The organism is Anabaena cylindrica UHCC 0172 (assembly GCF_034931625.1).
Lineage (GTDB): Bacteria > Cyanobacteriota > Cyanobacteriia > Cyanobacteriales > Nostocaceae > Anabaena > Anabaena cylindrica_A.
Genome location: NZ_JAYGGY010000008.1, coordinates 72500 through 89190 on the forward strand (window position 1 = coordinate 72500; position 16691 = coordinate 89190).

11 protein-coding genes are annotated in these 16691 nt (G+C 38.0%); 5 read left to right on the forward strand and 6 right to left on the reverse strand.

The genetic code is table 11. From position 1 onward, the window contains the following. Positions 1–108 precede the first annotated feature (108 nt). The gene (locus VB713_RS04075) at positions 109–1095 is read left to right on the forward strand and encodes a metal ABC transporter solute-binding protein, Zn/Mn family (protein ID WP_323310301.1); all 987 of its coding nucleotides are present in this window, start codon (positions 109–111) and stop codon (positions 1093–1095) included. 90 nt (positions 1096–1185) lie between these two features. On the opposite strand, the gene VB713_RS04080 is transcribed toward VB713_RS04075, so the two are convergent. Both VB713_RS04080 and VB713_RS04085 read right to left on the reverse strand, forming a co-directional pair. Beyond that, entirely contained in the window at positions 1186–2553 is a 1368-nt protein-coding gene (locus tag VB713_RS04080) for a cytochrome P450 (protein WP_323310302.1), read from the reverse strand. A gap of 229 nt (positions 2554–2782) precedes the next feature. Beyond that, positions 2783–3895 carry a saccharopine dehydrogenase family protein gene (locus tag VB713_RS04085; RefSeq protein ID WP_323310303.1) on the reverse strand — a complete coding sequence of 371 codons (1113 nt, stop codon included), beginning with the start codon at positions 3893–3895 and terminating at the stop codon, positions 2783–2785. Positions 3896–4457: 562 nt separating this feature from the next. Here VB713_RS04085 and VB713_RS04090 point away from each other — a divergent pair. Then, on the forward strand, positions 4458–5138 hold the full coding sequence (locus VB713_RS04090) for a hypothetical protein (RefSeq protein WP_323310304.1): 681 nt from the start codon (positions 4458–4460) through the stop codon (positions 5136–5138). 177 nt (positions 5139–5315) lie between these two features. Here VB713_RS04090 and crtO read toward each other — a convergent pair whose 3' ends face one another. From crtO to glgA, 3 genes are all read right to left on the reverse strand, one after another. After that, positions 5316–7010 (reverse strand): beta-carotene ketolase CrtO, encoded by a 1695-nt coding sequence (gene crtO, locus VB713_RS04095; RefSeq protein WP_323310305.1) that lies wholly within the window; start codon positions 7008–7010, stop codon positions 5316–5318. 1048 nt (positions 7011–8058) lie between these two features. Then, the gene (locus tag VB713_RS04100) at positions 8059–9441 is read right to left on the reverse strand and encodes a cytochrome P450 (RefSeq protein WP_323310306.1); all 1383 of its coding nucleotides are present in this window, start codon (positions 9439–9441) and stop codon (positions 8059–8061) included. A 388-nt stretch (positions 9442–9829) separates the two neighbouring features. Next, positions 9830–11311 (reverse strand): glycogen synthase GlgA, encoded by a 1482-nt coding sequence (glgA, locus tag VB713_RS04105; protein WP_323310307.1) that lies wholly within the window; start codon positions 11309–11311, stop codon positions 9830–9832. A 387-nt stretch (positions 11312–11698) separates the two neighbouring features. On the opposite strand from glgA, the gene VB713_RS04110 reads away from it, so the two are divergent. After that, positions 11699–13912, forward strand: a complete 2214-nt coding sequence (locus VB713_RS04110; RefSeq protein ID WP_323310308.1) for a phosphoketolase — start codon at positions 11699–11701, stop codon at positions 13910–13912. A 126-nt stretch (positions 13913–14038) separates the two neighbouring features. On the opposite strand, the gene VB713_RS04115 is transcribed toward VB713_RS04110, so the two are convergent. Continuing rightward, positions 14039–14875, reverse strand: coding sequence for a hypothetical protein (locus tag VB713_RS04115; protein ID WP_323310309.1), 837 nt, complete (start codon positions 14873–14875; stop codon positions 14039–14041). Positions 14876–15741: 866 nt separating this feature from the next. On the opposite strand from VB713_RS04115, the gene VB713_RS04120 reads away from it, so the two are divergent. Further along, positions 15742–16023: a hypothetical protein gene (locus VB713_RS04120; protein WP_323310310.1), complete on the forward strand. Its 282-nt coding sequence runs from the start codon at positions 15742–15744 to the stop codon at positions 16021–16023. Beyond that, on the forward strand, positions 16020–16421 hold the full coding sequence (locus VB713_RS04125) for a type II toxin-antitoxin system VapC family toxin (protein WP_323310311.1): 402 nt from the start codon (positions 16020–16022) through the stop codon (positions 16419–16421). Before VB713_RS04120 ends, VB713_RS04125 begins: the two co-directional genes overlap by 4 nt. Positions 16422–16691: the final 270 nt, after the last annotated feature.

Below are 16691 nucleotides of genomic sequence, written 5' to 3' on the forward strand. Positions count from 1 at the left end.
CCCCGCAAGCGATGAGGGGGTTGGGGGTGGGGTTCTTGTACCTCATAACATCGGGAAGTGCTATATTAATTTATCAAACTAGCAAAGCATAGCAAAAATAACCGTCCAGTGAAATATAAGAACTTATTAAATAATACAGGTTTGATTTTAACAATTGGTATTTTTGGGTGTGGAAATCAATTTATAAATACAACATACACACAATCTAATCAATCCAATAGAGTTAATAAAAATCTTCCTCACATTGTCGCAACAAACAGTATATTGTGTGACCTAACTAAACAGATAGCTGGCACAACAATCAACCTTACTTGCTTGATTCCTCCTGGTATAGATCCGCGTATTTATCAACCGACACCAGAAGATATCCAAGCCATTAAACAAGCTAATCTTATTTTCTATCATGGCTATAATTTTGAACCAGGGTTGATGAAAATTATCACATCAACTAAAAACCGTTCCCCTAAAATAGCAGTCGGTCAACGTGCCGTATCTGAACCCCAAAGAATTCAAAAAAATGGCAGAAATTACAATGAACCACATATTTGGCACAATGTCAAAAATACTATCAAAATAGTAGAAGTAATTAATAGTAATTTAGGTAAAACATTACCTAAAAATGAGAAAGAATATAGCAATAATACCAAAAAAATAACAAATGAATTAAACCAACTACATAGCTGGATAAAAAATACACTTACTAGTATTCCCACTAAAAACCGAAAATTGCTGACAACCCATGAAGCAATGATTTATTATGTCAAAGCCTACAATCTTCCCTATAGAGAAGGTTTATCAAGTCTTAACAACCAAGATAATTTAACAAATACAAGAGTAAGAAATTTAGCTCAATATATTCAACAAGCTAAAGTACCAACAGTTTTTGCCGATACAACAACAAACCCCATGTTACTTAAGCCAATTACCCAAGAAGCAAATGTAAAACTTTTCTCCAGACAACTTTATATTGATGGACTTGGTAAACCTGGTAGTGATGGAGAAACCTATCAAAAAATGATGGATGCCAATACACGCAGTATTGTAGAAGGACTAGGCGGAACCTATTTAAAATTTGTCCCAAATATCGCTAAATAGAATGGGGATTGGAAAGGTGAGCCGTTTTTATTTGCTTGTTGTTCCTCACACCCAGCCTAAAAACATAACTTTGTAATTTATTGATTTTAACTAAACTTCAATAACATTTTTCACCCTTTCTCTTTTTCCAGTTGCAACCAACCATTTACCACCAGAAGGTGCTAAAGTTACCCCCCGGCGCATAGGTTTAACAGGAATATTATCAACCAAAGCTAAATCTAATTGTGACAATATAGTAGCTAAAACCAACTTCATTTCAAACATCGCAAACGCCATACCGATACAGGTACGGTTGCCACCCCCAAATGGCAAAAATTCATATTGTGAATACTGCCGTTCTAAAAAGCGTTCTGGGTTAAATTTCTCTGGTTCTGGATATAAATCTGGGCGGCGATGAGTTAAATATATACAAGGTGACAGCAATGTATCTGGTGCAAATTCATAGCCACTAATTTCTAACGGTGATTTCACAATACGAGGTATAGTCACCATAATAATAGGGTAAATACGTAATGTCTCTTGGCCAACAGCCGTAAGGTAAGGCAAGCGAGAAACTAAATTGAAATCTGGATTTTCATCTACACTATTTAACTCAGTTAGTAGCTTTTCTCGCACTTCTGGCAAACGGTGAATCCAATATAATGCCCATGTTAAAGCTGAAGCAGTGGTTTCATGACCAGCAACTAACAAAGTCATTAATTCATCGCGCAACTCCTCATCTGTCATCGATTCACCATTTTCATCCCGCGCTGACATCATTAATGAAAGGATATCGCTGCGAGAGTCATCAGGATGATCTCTGCGGTCTTGAATCTCAGCGTTGAGTAGTTGTTGAATTTGCTGCATTTGACGCAAGAATTTTCCCCAAGGACTCCAAGCACCAAAATCTATTTGCAATGCGGGCAAAAATGTAACAGTAGCACGCAAGGGAGAACCAGATAAATCGAGAACAGAACGCAAAAGTTCTTGTAATTGTGTAAATCTTTCTCCTTCACACAAACCAAACACAGTTTGTAATATCACTTTGAGAGAGATTTCTTGCATGGAGTCGCGAACAGAAAAAGGTTCGCCAATTTTCCAATTGCTAATGACTTGGTTGGTGATATTAGCAATAATTTGGCCGTAAGCTTTCATCCGGTCTCCATGAAAAGGTGGTGTCAACAACCGTCGCTGACGTTGGTGAGTTGTGCCACTTAGTAATAGTAAAGAGTTTTTTCCTACCAAGGGTTGTAAAATTTGGCTTGAACCTCTAGCATCCAACTGATCTAGTGAAGAAGTAAAAATTTTCTGAATTGCTTGGGGGTCGCTAATAAAGACTATTGGTTGCTTGCTAGTTAGCCAAATTGCAAAACAATCACCATACTCCTTAGCAGAATTTTCCATCAGTTTTAAAGGATTAAAAATCCACTGCATCAACTGTAGGAATTTGGGAATTTGTGGGCTAGGTGGGATTTTCATGACGAAAATTACTATAAATTATTTTCTCACTAAGCTAACAAATATACCCATAAATATCAAATATTTCCACAAAATCTACCTTTGGTTATTTATACCTAAAATATAATGTGATTAACTTACCTAGCATAATTAATTATGTATTTTCTCAAAAAATTGACCTCCATATCATCTGGTTCTGTTCCCTTTTTTCTTACCGAAATGTGCAATTTCTGTTGCACACTTACTTGTATTATATTGTTACCCAATGGGAATTAATTTGTATTTCTCGTTCTTCCATAATCTCTATAAATAAATTTGTAGGTAATGCTGCTTCTACAGGTGAAACTCCAGGATGATTAAGTTTACCTTCTAGTAATAATTTAGCAATACTACCAGTACCTATACCAGAAGCAATAGCAGTATTTTCATGCATTAAAATTGCAGCATAAACAACTATTTTACCATCTTTTTCTCCTGTCACTTCTGCTCGTACTGCTACTCCAATTCCAGTAAAAATATTTGTAAAATCGGTCATGATATGACTAACATGAGACAAAAATTCAATCATATAACGGCGCTGCATTAACCGTTTTGGAAAAATATGGGCAGCTATCCAAGTCAGGTGGTTGTAAAAATTAGGAATTGATCCAAACTTAGTAATTACAGTTTTCACTGTGGGAAAAGAATGAGGTAGTGTGATAGTTTCTGGCATATCAAACCAGTAAACTCCACTAACTCCATAGGGTGGCGAAAAGTTAATATTTTCTTGGTCAGAATAAGGTTCAACTAAACGCCATTCGCGGTTTATCCAAGCTTCAAAAGGATTCTGTAAACCCAGAAAAGTTGTTCGCATGACGGTAACACCAGCACCACCAGAACCAGATACTAAATAACTTAAATGAATTTTTTCAGCTACATCAAATTGCTCGATTCCTTGGCGGACTAAGCTATTAGAAATACCGGGGAAAATACCTGTATTGATAATTGCTGTGACTCCAGCATTAACAGCTTTATCGTGTAAATTTAATGCCTTTTGAGTATAGGAACGGTGATCACTGACATCTAAGTAGTTGACACCTTGCTCAATGCAAATTTCGAGAACTTGGGTATCGCGGTAGTGAAATGGCCCTGCACAGTGGATGACTAGATCAGATTGTGCGATCGCATCCCGCAATTTTTCAACTTCGGTTAAATCCAAAACTAAAAACTGTTCTCGTCCTCCTGAGGACAAGCTTACAGCCTTTCCCATTTCTGGAGAACGTCCAGTTATGGTAATATCTGCCTGTGTGTGGCCGAGAATATCATTAGCAACAGCGCTACCAATGCGTCCCCTTCCACCTAGAATCAACACACGATCTGTCATGACTACGGTTTGGACAACATTAATCTTTATTTCACCAGATTTATGTCCCCTTTGTCATCGGTAAAAAGTTAGACAAGACTCAATACTGCTTGCTTTAGATGAGGGGTAAAAGTTAAAGGTTTTATTCTTCTCCATGAAAATCAAAAACCGATAAGTATTCCCAAAACTTCAGCAATTTTTCATCTTAACTTAATATCATCTTCATTTTTTCTATGTTAGGCTTACTGACATTACTAAAAATACAGTACCAAAATTCCTGGAGTTAATATATTCCAGGTATAAAATTAACATGAAAAAATCGGCAGATAGCTTTCAAGACAAGATAACTTTCTCTGCCGAATAAACATCTTAATTAGCATCTACGTAACTTTCTTGGTACTCAGTTAGACAAGGGAATTCTATCAACTTGTGAGCAAAGATAGCAAAATATCTACGGCTCATCACACATGAAGCTAATAATCAACATTTTTAGCTCAATAACTGAACTGATGTTGTAGCTAAAATATCAAAATCAAAATCAAATTCACTTCACTTTTTCAAAACTATTGAGGGTTATTCACTAATGGTAGTTACTTTTAGGAAAACAATTCGTGATCTTGTGTTTAGTAATCGCCAACTAGCAAAATTATACTACTCAGTGAGTTTGACTCAACCTGTTCTACCACATTGGGTTGGCGCTGATTACTACCGCACAAAATCATCATGGGAATTACAACCTAATCTCTGTCCATGTGATATTGAACTGAACGAATATTTGCAAAAGTACAATATTCAAAATCAAAGTATATTTCATTTTGGTACAGGCGCTCATCACATTTTGGGTTTAGAAAATCAAAAACTTGACAGTCCCAATGAAATATTTGGCATTACAGCTTCCATTCCTGAACATGAAGAATATATTCGTATCTGCCGAAAAAATCGCCAACTCGCTAAATTTTACAAAGTGATTTGTACAGATATATACACTTTAACTGCTCGTTCTTTACCTATGTTAGATGTGGTTTCACTCTTTCATATTGGTGAATTTTATATGCCAGAAGAAGCTCTTTTTGTACATCATAATGATGAATCTCTTGTTGAGCTATTTTTGAGGAAGTTGAATCCTAACGGAAAAATTTTGTTTTACACACAGTCAGTTGGTTGGGCTAAAGCTGAAGAAATCATCGAATTATTTACAGCCCAAGGAAAAATCAAAAAAATCGAGCAATACAAGAACCTATTAGTTTATTCCAAAAGTAACTAAAAACGCCTAATACCAATTCTGTGTAAAGTTGCGCCAAATAAATACCGTAGAGACGTTCCGCCGGAACGTCTCTACAAGGGTTTCAAGCCACGCACATTTAATTACCACCAGATGTCTAATCATGTATAAAGATGGGTGCATTAATGATATGTAAAGCACCCTGTATCTCAGTTGTAACTAACCAATCCCAAATACCGAACCGACAGTAGACTTCAGGGAATTTCCAGCATCCTTTAAAGTCTGACTAATTGGATGCTTGGTTTGCAAAAATACCCTTGCACAATTGCGTCCTGGCATACCCGAAATTGAACCACCGGGGTGTGTACCCGCACCAGTTAAAAATAAATTGTCAATGGGGGTTTTGTAGTTCGCTAATTCTGGCAAAGGTCGGAAAAATATCATTTGATCCATTGTCATATCAATATGATAATAATTCCCTTTGTAAGCACCTAATCTTTCACCTAATTCTGCTGGACTTTCCACACGTCTAGCAATAATTGATGTTTTCAAATTTGGCGAATAAGTTGCTAGTTTATCAACTACTCTATCAGCCACTTTATTTTTCAATTCATCAGTCCAACCTGTACCTTTTAAACCTGTACCTTCTGCACCAGCAATTTGGTAAGGAGCAAAAAATTCAATCCATACAGTGTGTTTACCCGGAGGTGCTAAACTAGGGTCGAGGGCGCTGGGCATAACCACATACATTGATGGGTCAGAGTCGGGAATTTTTCCTAATGTACATTTGCTATGAGCCTGTTCTACATGATTCATGGAATCGGCAATTAATATAGAACCAATGAGATATTCATCTTTGTGGCCATGATAGGGAAAATGTAGAGGTTGATCTAAAGCTAAATCTATCTTGAGGATAGTTTCATTGTTGTTAATAATGCGGCGTTCTAATCTTTCCCATAACTCAGAATCAACTGCATCAATATCACTTTTTTCAGTCATTTGTAAAAACAAACGTTGGGCATCAATATTAGAAATTACTCCATATTTAGCCCGGTATTCTTGACCACCTACAACCCGCACACCTACAGCTTTAGCATCATCAATTAAAACTTTTTCAACGTGCTGGTCTGTGAGAATTACTCCACCTTTACTTGTGACTAAATTCACTAATGCTTGCACCAATGCACCTGTACCTCCGCGAGGTCTAGCCATACCAGGATTATGACGCATAGACATCATCATCACACCAATTGCCAAGTTTTTTTGTGAAGGGGGCGCACCAAGTTCGGAAGCTAATCTAGCAAGTGGTGCTTTGAGAAATTCTTCATCAAACCATTCATTGAGAATATCTTCAGCACTATTCAACATGGTTCGCACAAAATCAAAGCTTTTGGACGGAGAACCAACTACTGAAAATAAATCTTTAAACTTCTGAATGTTGTAGTTTCCAAAAATATCTATAATTGATTTTGGTGGGGCATTAAACATGGGAATCATGGCATTAATAGCCCGTTGCCAGTAATCTGTAAATTCTGCATATTTTCTAGCATCACGTTCGTTATAACGAGCAATTTCTGCACAGGTTTTTTCTAAGGATTTATGAGCTAAAAAATACTTACCATCTGGGTGTGGACAAAAAACTACTGGGTCACATTCTAGATATTTTAAGCCGTATTTTGTCAGTTCTAATTCTTCAACAACTGGGCCTAAATGAATAAATTCATGGTCAATAGCACATAGGTTAAATTTAAAGCCTGGTGCTTGATCTGGGATACATTCTTCTGTTGTCGCAGCACCACCAGGAACAGGACGCTTTTCTAGTAAGAGGACGCTATAACCTGCTTTGAGTAAATAAGCAGCGCATACCAAACCATTGTGTCCGGCTCCAATCATTACAACATCATATTCTTGCATGAATTTTCTTTTCAAGTAAACTAGGTTTTGGCAGTGAGGAAGATTTTTATAAATTTACAGTACTTGTGATTTATAAAAATTACTATTTATTAGGGTAAATCATAATTAACAAAAAGCATAGTTTCCAGTGCAGAAATTTGCTTTTTATCATTTGCGATTAGCATGATGATGCTACTCTTTTTTATTTACATATTTTTGATAGAAGATATCATATTTTTTACTTTAATTAGAGTATATATAATGAAGCATAAACTCAGGAGTTATGCAACTGGCACATTGATAAGGTGCGTCACAATACTTGTCGGTTAAGGAAATGTAGGTTGGGTTGAGCGACAGCGAAACCCAACATTACCAAGGATTTAGTTGGGTTATGGCTTCGCCTCCCGTCAGGGATACGTTCCATTGCTTCGCAACGCTAACGCGAACAACCCAACCTACGATATAACAAAGTCTTACCCTTAACCGAACAGTATTGAGGTGCGTCAGACTTTATAAATCTAGTAAATAAACAGATTTTTGATATCTGACGCACCCTACAATAGATTTTGTGTCTGACACTTATGTAAGTCCTAAAACTAATTGTTAGATTAGATATCTGGTCAAAAATAATTTAGAGACGTTCCATAAAACTTCTCTACTCTACAAGGATAGTAGGATTTGAAGATATCTATCATATATTTATTTAACTACTTATCATATCTGTCAGGGTTGAAAATTAGTAATTAAGTTTTGCAACGGAGATTGAACGCAAAACCGAGTCATCTGGATCTTACAAGAGAAACTCCGCCACAAAACTTAGGGACTCCAAGAAGAAATAAATCAATTATCCAAATAATACTAAAAACGGGTTAAAAGTGTCATTCTGAACGAAGTGTTCGCGTAGCGTGCCGTAGGCTCTAGAATCTCCGAGATACTTTGCTGCACTACGTTACGTATGGCTACGCCACGCTACGCGAACAGTATGACATAAGTCCAAATTTCACCCGTTTGCAGTATAACAAATCGCAGAGGCGCAGAGGATATGGAGGAATTAAGGCTTTAGAAGTTCCTAGATCATACTAGTTTCTAAAGTGCGAGATTTTACTTGGCGCTGACTCTTAACAAGCATCTGAATAGGACGGTCTGGCCCTGTTACTAAACCACGACGTTTTGGTTTTATATCACGAGTATCAGTTAGTTCTAGTTCCCAACCACTGAGAATTTTAGCTAGTACTAATTTCATTTCAAATTGGGCAAATGCTAGACCAATACAACGTCTAGCACCAGCACCAAAGGGTAGAAATTCATAGGGTGAAAATTGTTTTTCTAAAAAGCGTTCTGGGTTAAATTGTTTGGGATTGGGATAAATATCTGCTCGGTTGTGAGTTAGATAAATTGAACCCACGATGACTGTACCTGCTTCGAGTTCATGACCACATAAAGTAATAGGCGTTTTTACTTGTCTAGGAAAAGTCAATATTCCGATTGGATAAATTCTTAAGGTTTCGTTACAAACGGCAGTGAGATAGGGTAATTTAAAGATGGCATTAGAGTCTGGATTTGCGCCTAAACTATCTAATTCTTGCAATAATTTTTGCCGAACTTCTGGTAGCTTATGAATCCAGTATAAAGCCCATGCGATCGCAGTCGCTGTAGTTTCATGTCCTGCTACCAACAAAGTTATTAATTCATCCCGTAGTTCCACATCAGTCATAGGTTCACCAGCTTCATCTCTAGCAGCCATAAGTAAGCTGAGGATATCTGTGCGCGACGGGTCAGGATTTTCTCGCCGTTCCTGAATTTCTTCATAAATGAGTTGGTCGGCTTTATCTTGCTGCCGCTGCTGTTTTTCCCAAAGTTGGGAGAGACCAATCACATTTTTTAAAGCAGGAAAATAAAGTACAGCAACTCTCCAAACTGCACTACCTACTTCTAAAATTTCACACAGTAAATTTTGTAGTTTTTCAGCACGTTCCCCTTCATAAAGACCAAACACAGCTTGCATCATTACACTGAGGGTAATATCTTGAGTAGCTGTTCGGATATTGAAGGGCTGATTTAATTGCTGTTTATTGATAGTTTTTTCAGTTAAATCAATGATTAAGTCAGCATAATTCCGCATTCTTTCTCCATGTAGAGGAGGCATTATTAACTGACGTTGTCTTTGGTGTTGTGCGCCACTGAGTAAAATAACAGAATTCTTGCCCAGTAAGTATTCAAAAATGCCATTCAACTCCCCAGGGGCTTCTAATTCTTTGGTATCATTGCTTAAAACCTGCTGCATTGCTTCCGGACTATGTATAAAAACTAGAGGAGGTAAGTTTTTTTGCAGCTTGAGAGTGAAGATATCACCGTAGGTTTTGGCGCATTCTTCCATGTAGGGCATGGGTTTGATTACCCAATTTAGCATTTGCAAAGTGGCTGGGGTTTTAGGACCGACTGGTAGAGGCATAATATTTCTAACTAGCGTATATTTATCTTCTTCTAAGTTAACTGAAAATTCAGGGTGCGTTAATCATAGAGGAGAAGCAATGCACCCTAAACTATGCAGATTTAAGTTTCTAATGAATTTGTCTCACGCAGAGGCGCAAAGGGGAGAAGAAAAGAGGAAGGCAATACTGCTCGGTTAAGCCTAAGAAATTACTTGAGTGTAGGTTGGGTTGAGTAACGTTCACGAAGTGTGGCGAAGCCATAACCCAACATTTTCAGGGCTTTGTTGGGTTTCACTCCGTTCAACCCAACCTACAAATTTTCTTAACCGAGTAGTACTGGAGAGGAAGGGAATTTTTGATTTTCATATCGCCATTATGCAATGTCCTTTTTTGGAAATGTCTACTAAGTTACCACTTGTGTCTTACCCAGTCATAAATCTCCAGATATTCTGTACCAGGAGCATTCCATGAGTAGTCATAGTCCATACCCTGAATAGCTAGTTGTTGGAACTCTTCAGGATGCTGATACCACAAATCAATTGCGCGTCCCATTGCTGATTCTAGTGCCTGGTCATCCATTTGATAGAATACATAACCATTGCGTTTTTCTGGGGGTAGATTTTGGTCGTAATCTCTGTCAAAAATTGTATTTACCAGTCCCCCAACGCCGCGAACAATGGGGACAGTTCCATATTTTAAACCAATCATTTGAGTTAACCCGCAGGGTTCATAATTACTGGGGACAACAATCATGTCTGCACCAGCATAAATGAGGTGGGACAATTCTTCATTAAAACCTAGTTCTAAATGCACATCTGGGTTACTATTTAAAAATTCTTTTTCATGTTGAAAATGAGCATTGATTGCTGGTTCTGTGGCTGAACCTAGTAATACAAATTGTGCTTCTTTACCAAGGGCATAATAAATAGCGTGATGGACAAGATGCACGCCTTTTTGATGATCTAATCGACCGATATAAGCTATGATGGGTTTTTTATCATCATGGGCTAACATTAGCCGTTCTTGCAATGCTTTTTTGTTATATGCTTTTTGTTCAAAATCGTCCCGACTGTAATGATTGGGAATGTACCTATCAACTTCGGGATTCCAAAAATCAAAATCAATACCGTTGAGAACTCCACTAAATTTGTCTTTCTGTAAATATAGTGTATGACCTAAACCACAACCAACTTCACTAGTTTGAGCTTCTACAGCATGATTTGGTGAAACTGTGGTGACTGCATTAGAGTAAACAATACCCCCTTTCATAAAGTTCAAAGCAAAGGGGTTAGAGTTATCCAGTAGTTTATCTGCTTGGAAGTAATAAGATGGTTGATTTAAACCGGTTGCTTCTAGAGTTTCTACACCACCTATACCTTGATGTTTAAAATTGTGAATGGTGTAACAAACTCGTTGATATTCCATGCCATGATATTTATAAATTTCATACAACATGACAGGAATTAAGCCAGTTTGCCAGTCGTGACAATGGATAATATCTGGTCTTTTATTGCTTTGCTGTAAAAATTCTAAAGCTGCTTTGCTGAAGAATGCAAAACGCATATTGTCATCATCGCAACCATAGTAACAACCACGGTTAAAGAAATTGTCTTCACTGTGGGGTTGAATAAAAAAGCATACTCGTCCATGCACCCAACCGCAGTATACAGAACAGTGAATTGCAGCACCATACCAGGGAACCCACAAATTCAGATAGGCATCATGTAATCCCCAAATATGGTCATAGCGCATACAATCGTACATGGGCAGAATTAGCTCGACTGTATTACCTCGATTCTCTAATTCTCTGCTGAGTCCATATACAACATCCCCTAAGCCTCCAGCTTTAATGACAGGAGCGCATTCTGAGGCAATCTGTACTATGTACATTTCTAGCCCTCGCTACACAAAACTTTATGTTTACTATATAGCAGTATATGAAAAACGTACTCATTAAAAAGAGAGAGTTGGGATGATACTCGCCGAACCAGAAGATGAAATACCACATTACCTTTCTTCTTACCTTTGCGCCTACTCTTCGAGATCACGAAGCGTGATTGCGCCTTTGCGTGAGACTAATCCATATTTCAACTCAGCAACACCTGCTGGGAACTAGGAAAGAAAGTATTTTATGCTTCCTAGTGTACACAGTTCATAACGGCTACTTATCCTAATATTGCAAAAGAGCTATAAACCTTTACAACCGGGAGGATGTAAAATTCTGGTTAAATTGAACCAGCATTGCACATTTTTTCCGATTTTATTAAGGTATTCAGCATGACAGCAACTACATCAAAGGCATCTTCCGCAGCTCCAAATTTTTGTGAAGGTATTCAATATTTTGGGGAAGCATTGCCAGATTTTGAAAAATATGGTGCAACACCGATAATAGAATCTGGTAAAGTAGCTATATCAAATCCTACTGATACAAATGCAGTATATCAAACTCTACTCGCGGCTGATGCCCTGCGCTACCTAACCCTACAAATTACTGGTAGTAAGGCTTCTGGACATCCCGGCGGTTTTGCCAGCCAAGCGGAAGCTTATGCAGCTTTGGTCATGCTGGGACATAAAAACATCATTACCGAAGTCGGACATCACGCCCCCGGTTTCTATAGTGCCATGTTCCTAGACCGTTCCTTAGAAGACATGGGCATTTCCACAGTACAACAATTGTGCGATCGCTTTCGAGAAAAGCATGGATTATTAGGACACCTTTCCGGCTACATTCCCGGCATTCTCGCACCAGCAGGACCCCTGGGACAAGGACAACATTTCGCCATGGCCGCCGCCCTCCTGCACCGTGATAAACTCTTCCCCTTCACCCTGGGAGACGGGGGACTAGGTGAACCCTATATCATGAGTTCAATGGCGCATTTTAACACCGCTTACCCCACCGTTACCAACTTCTTACCCGTGTTAGTGTGGAACGGTTACAGCCAAGAACACCACAGCATGGTATCTTTGAAAACCAACGCAGAGATGATTGCCTATTGGCAAGGTAACGGTTTTGCCGAAGTCGTATTAGTCAACGCCAAAGATTTTGACGACCAAAACCAAGCAGGTGAATATGTTGATAGTACCGCATTTTCCTTTGCCAACCGCCTAGAATTTACCAAAGCGGTATTAGTAGGCATGGATAAAGCCGCACGTTCAGCACTTAGCGGTAAATTGACCGTATTTATTATCAAACAACTCAAAGGTGCAGGAGTCCATGATTTAGGTGCGAAATCCCACAACCTCTATCCGAAAGATACCCTAGACGCGCCCCACATTGTCAGCGCCTTACAAAAACGGGCATTATCAGCCCCAGCATGGCAAATTGTGCGGACAAATGCGGAACGGGCTGGAGGTGCTCCGGCTGCGAAAACTGTAGTCACAGAATTTGAATTACCCTTAGCAGAAATTGGCGAATTACCATTAGTAGAATATCAAGTTGGCGCAGTTCCCCAAGTTTCTACAACTGTCATGGGTAAGCTAGTGGGAGTAGTAGGAAATAAAGATAAAAATTTCCTGGTGACAAACGCCGATGGTAACGCCGCTTCAGGAATTGGTAATATTAATGAGGCATTAAAAATCATTCACCCCACCACCGATGACACCTATAATCAAGCCCCAGGAGGTCAAGTTTACGAACCTTTGAGCGAAGATGCTTGTGCTGGTTTAGCGGCTGGTTTATCCTTAATGGGGGCGAGAACTTTGTGGTGTTCCTATGAATCTTTTGCCATCAATGGTTTACCAATTTGGCAAACAGTCACCCAAGCAATGGCAGAATTACGCCGCAAAACACCGTCAACAATTACATTATTTACAGCCGGGGCTTTAGAACAAGGACGCAACGGTTGGACTCACCAAAGACCAGAAATTGAAGCTTATTTTGCTTCTTTGATGAGAACCGGAAATGTCTTCCCATTATTTCCCCCAGATGCTAACAGTATTCAAGTCTGTTATGACTGGGCTTTGCAAACAAAAAATAAGGGCATTGTGATTACTGCTAGTAAGTCTCCTTTGCCAATTCGTAGCACCTTTGCCCAAACTGAAAAAGGCTTAATTGATGGTGCGGTGTTATTACATGAAGTGGCTGGTGGGAAGACTGTTGTATTTGCTGTAATTGGCGATTTGACTTTAATTCCTGTGTTTGAAGCGGCGGCTTTTTTAGAAACTGAAGGTATTGGGGTGAAGATTGTTTCTATTATCAATCCTCGTCGTTTATATCGTCCTCATGATACTGCTTGGGATACTTGTTCTGAACCTGATAACGGTTTTTTAAGTGATGCCGATTTTGAGCAATTGTTTGGTGGAGATGCCTTAATTGGTGTGACAGGTGGCGCTGCGGCGATGTTAGAACCAATCATGTTACGCAGTAATTCTCAGCGTGATTCTTTTGCCTGGAAGCGTGGGGAAACTACGGCCAGTGCGGGTGAGTTGATGGCTTTTAATGGTTTGACTGCGGAAGCGTTGACTAAGCGGGCTATTGAGTTGGTGCATTAATATCATATTTCTGTAGGGTGTGTTATGGATTTAATCCTAACGCACCCTACTAGCTTTAGTTTTATAAGTATTTTTGTAATTCTTGGTTTGATGAAATAGGATTCTGCTTATTAATTACTTACTTATTTATTGCAAATCAAGAAAATGTCTGGCATAGTTGATCAGTCCATTAATATCTTTTAATACTGCAAGCTTATCATCAATAATACACACCTTATTACATTCATCAAACTGAATGTAAATTTTGCACGCTGCATCAAAATCGTAAATATTTATAGTTTCCCCAATAGCATTTGAAATAATCTCAAACAATTCAAAAGGCCATCGCTTAATACTATAGAAATAAGAATTTTGTTTGCGAACACATTCAAAATACGACAATAATTTACCATTTCTAATGAATATCATTTTTGGCAAAATACCTCCTCCTGCATTTCCTGTTAGTTCTGCTTGATGTGTAAAAATATTTCTGGAATTATATAAAAATAATTTTTTCTTAGCAGGATCATCAATAATTACTGATGATGAATTTTCATCTCGTTTTTCAATTTGCACACTCGATAATAAACGATCTCGTTCTTTGTTATCTAATATCTCATCAATAAAACGATAAAAGCTTTGTTTTACTCCATACTTATTTTGGTAGAAAGTATATATTTTTTGAGTAGCTTCAATATTTGTATCACAATCCAAAATTAAATTCATAGCTTCTTCGCGTTCGCTTTTTGTTTTCTTTGATGTAAGCCAAGAGTTAAAGTCCTTCCATTCATGTGGTTGACCCAAAATATCAAAACACGTAAGAAGTAAATAATTAACCAACGCCTCATGCTGAATGTATGGGTGAGTCCATCCCTTCTCCGTATATGTGAGTAAATCTCTACCACGTAGTTGCTCACTTTGTTCAAAAATTCGTTTTGCAAGAAGAAGACGCTCTTTAACTTTGTCATATTGAATATTGTTCATCACTTATTAAAAGGGAGAGGTTTTTAGAAAATTCGTATGGATTAAACCCAGATTTATAAATATCAGCAAGTTATAGATAAATAACTAAATTATATATTAGCAAGTAGTTTGTGTTTACACAAGGAAACCCAACAATACCGACCATTAATAACGCTAAATTACAATCCAAAACCCTGTATCTATTCACATTATCTCACCCAACCATTACTAGGGATTACTAGAGCGATCGCACCTGAAAACCTTACCCTGTATCTGTTTACATTATCTCACTCAAGCATTACTAGGGATTAATAGAGCGATCGCACCTTACCCTGTATCTGTTTACATTATTTTACTCAACTATTACTAGGGATTAATGGAGCGATCGCATCCCGAAAAGCTTACCCTGTATCTGTTTACATTATTTTACTCAACTATTACTAGGGATTAATGGAGCGATCGCATCCCGAAAAGCTTACCCTGTATCTGTTTACGTTATCTCACTCAACCATTACTAGGGATTAGTAGAGCGATCGCACCTGAAAACCTTACCCTGTATATGTTTACATTATCTCACTCAACCATTACAAGGGATTACTAGAGCGATCGCACCTGAAAAGCTTACCCTGTATTTGTTTACGTTATCTCACTCAACCATTATTAGGATTAATAGAGCGATCGCAGTCTGAAAGCCTTACCCTGTATCTGTTTACGTTATCTCACTCAACCATTACTGGGGATTAGTGGGGCGATCGTGTAAATAAGAGAAGACAATAGAACCATGACAGATACACCTGGAAATATTCACCTCACTTGAGAACCATCACCCAGGGCGTAGTTTATAATAGAATCATACCGAAAAAATTTACTCAATTGAGGAGTTAATCATGGTAATAAAAATTGCAGAAATATCTCAAGATATTGACACCTTAACAGAAGAAGCGCAAATCTTACTACTTGATTTTATTCAATTACTTAAAAAACGTTATCCAAAACCAGAAAATCAACTCATAGAAAATGAGATAACTTTCTCATCTACCCAAAAATCACATCCACTAGACACATTTATAGAAAAACATGGTGCTTGGGAAGATGAACGCACAGCAGCAGAAATAGTCAAAGAGATTTATGATAGCCGGACTATTTCTAATTACGATATTAGCTTATGACTTATTTATTAGATACTGACACCTGCATTTACTGGATTAAAAACATTAATTCCGTCAGAGATAAAATTCAACAAATAGGATGGGAGCAAATTTTCATTTGCAATATCACCGTTGCTGAATTATATTTTGGTGCTTACAATTCCCAAAAAGTAGCAGAAAATTTAACTCGTGCGGAAAAATTTATTCAAGATATAGAAGTTATCAATTTAGATAATAATGCTGTCAAAAAGTTTGGAGAATTAAAAGCAGAACTTAGAAAAACCGGACAACCAGTAGCAGATTTTGATTTATTAATTGCTAGTATTGCAATAACGAGAAACTATATTTTAGTAACTAACAACACTCGTCATTATAGCCGAATTTCCGAGCTAAAATTAGATAACTGGATTTCACCTTAAAAAAGTTCTTGAACATGAATTAACAGTAACATAACTCATCATTAATAACGCACTTATCATAACCCAAAAAGCCTATATCTGTTCACATTATCTCACCTAACCATTACTAGGGATTAGTGGGGCGATAGCGAAGCGCTGCTGCAAGCAGTTCGCAGCCCGAAAACCCTACCCTGTATTTGTTTACATTATCTCACCCAACCATTACTAGGGATTACTAGAGCGATAGCGTTCGCGGAGCGTCCCGGAGGGAACTAGCGCTGCTGCAAGCAG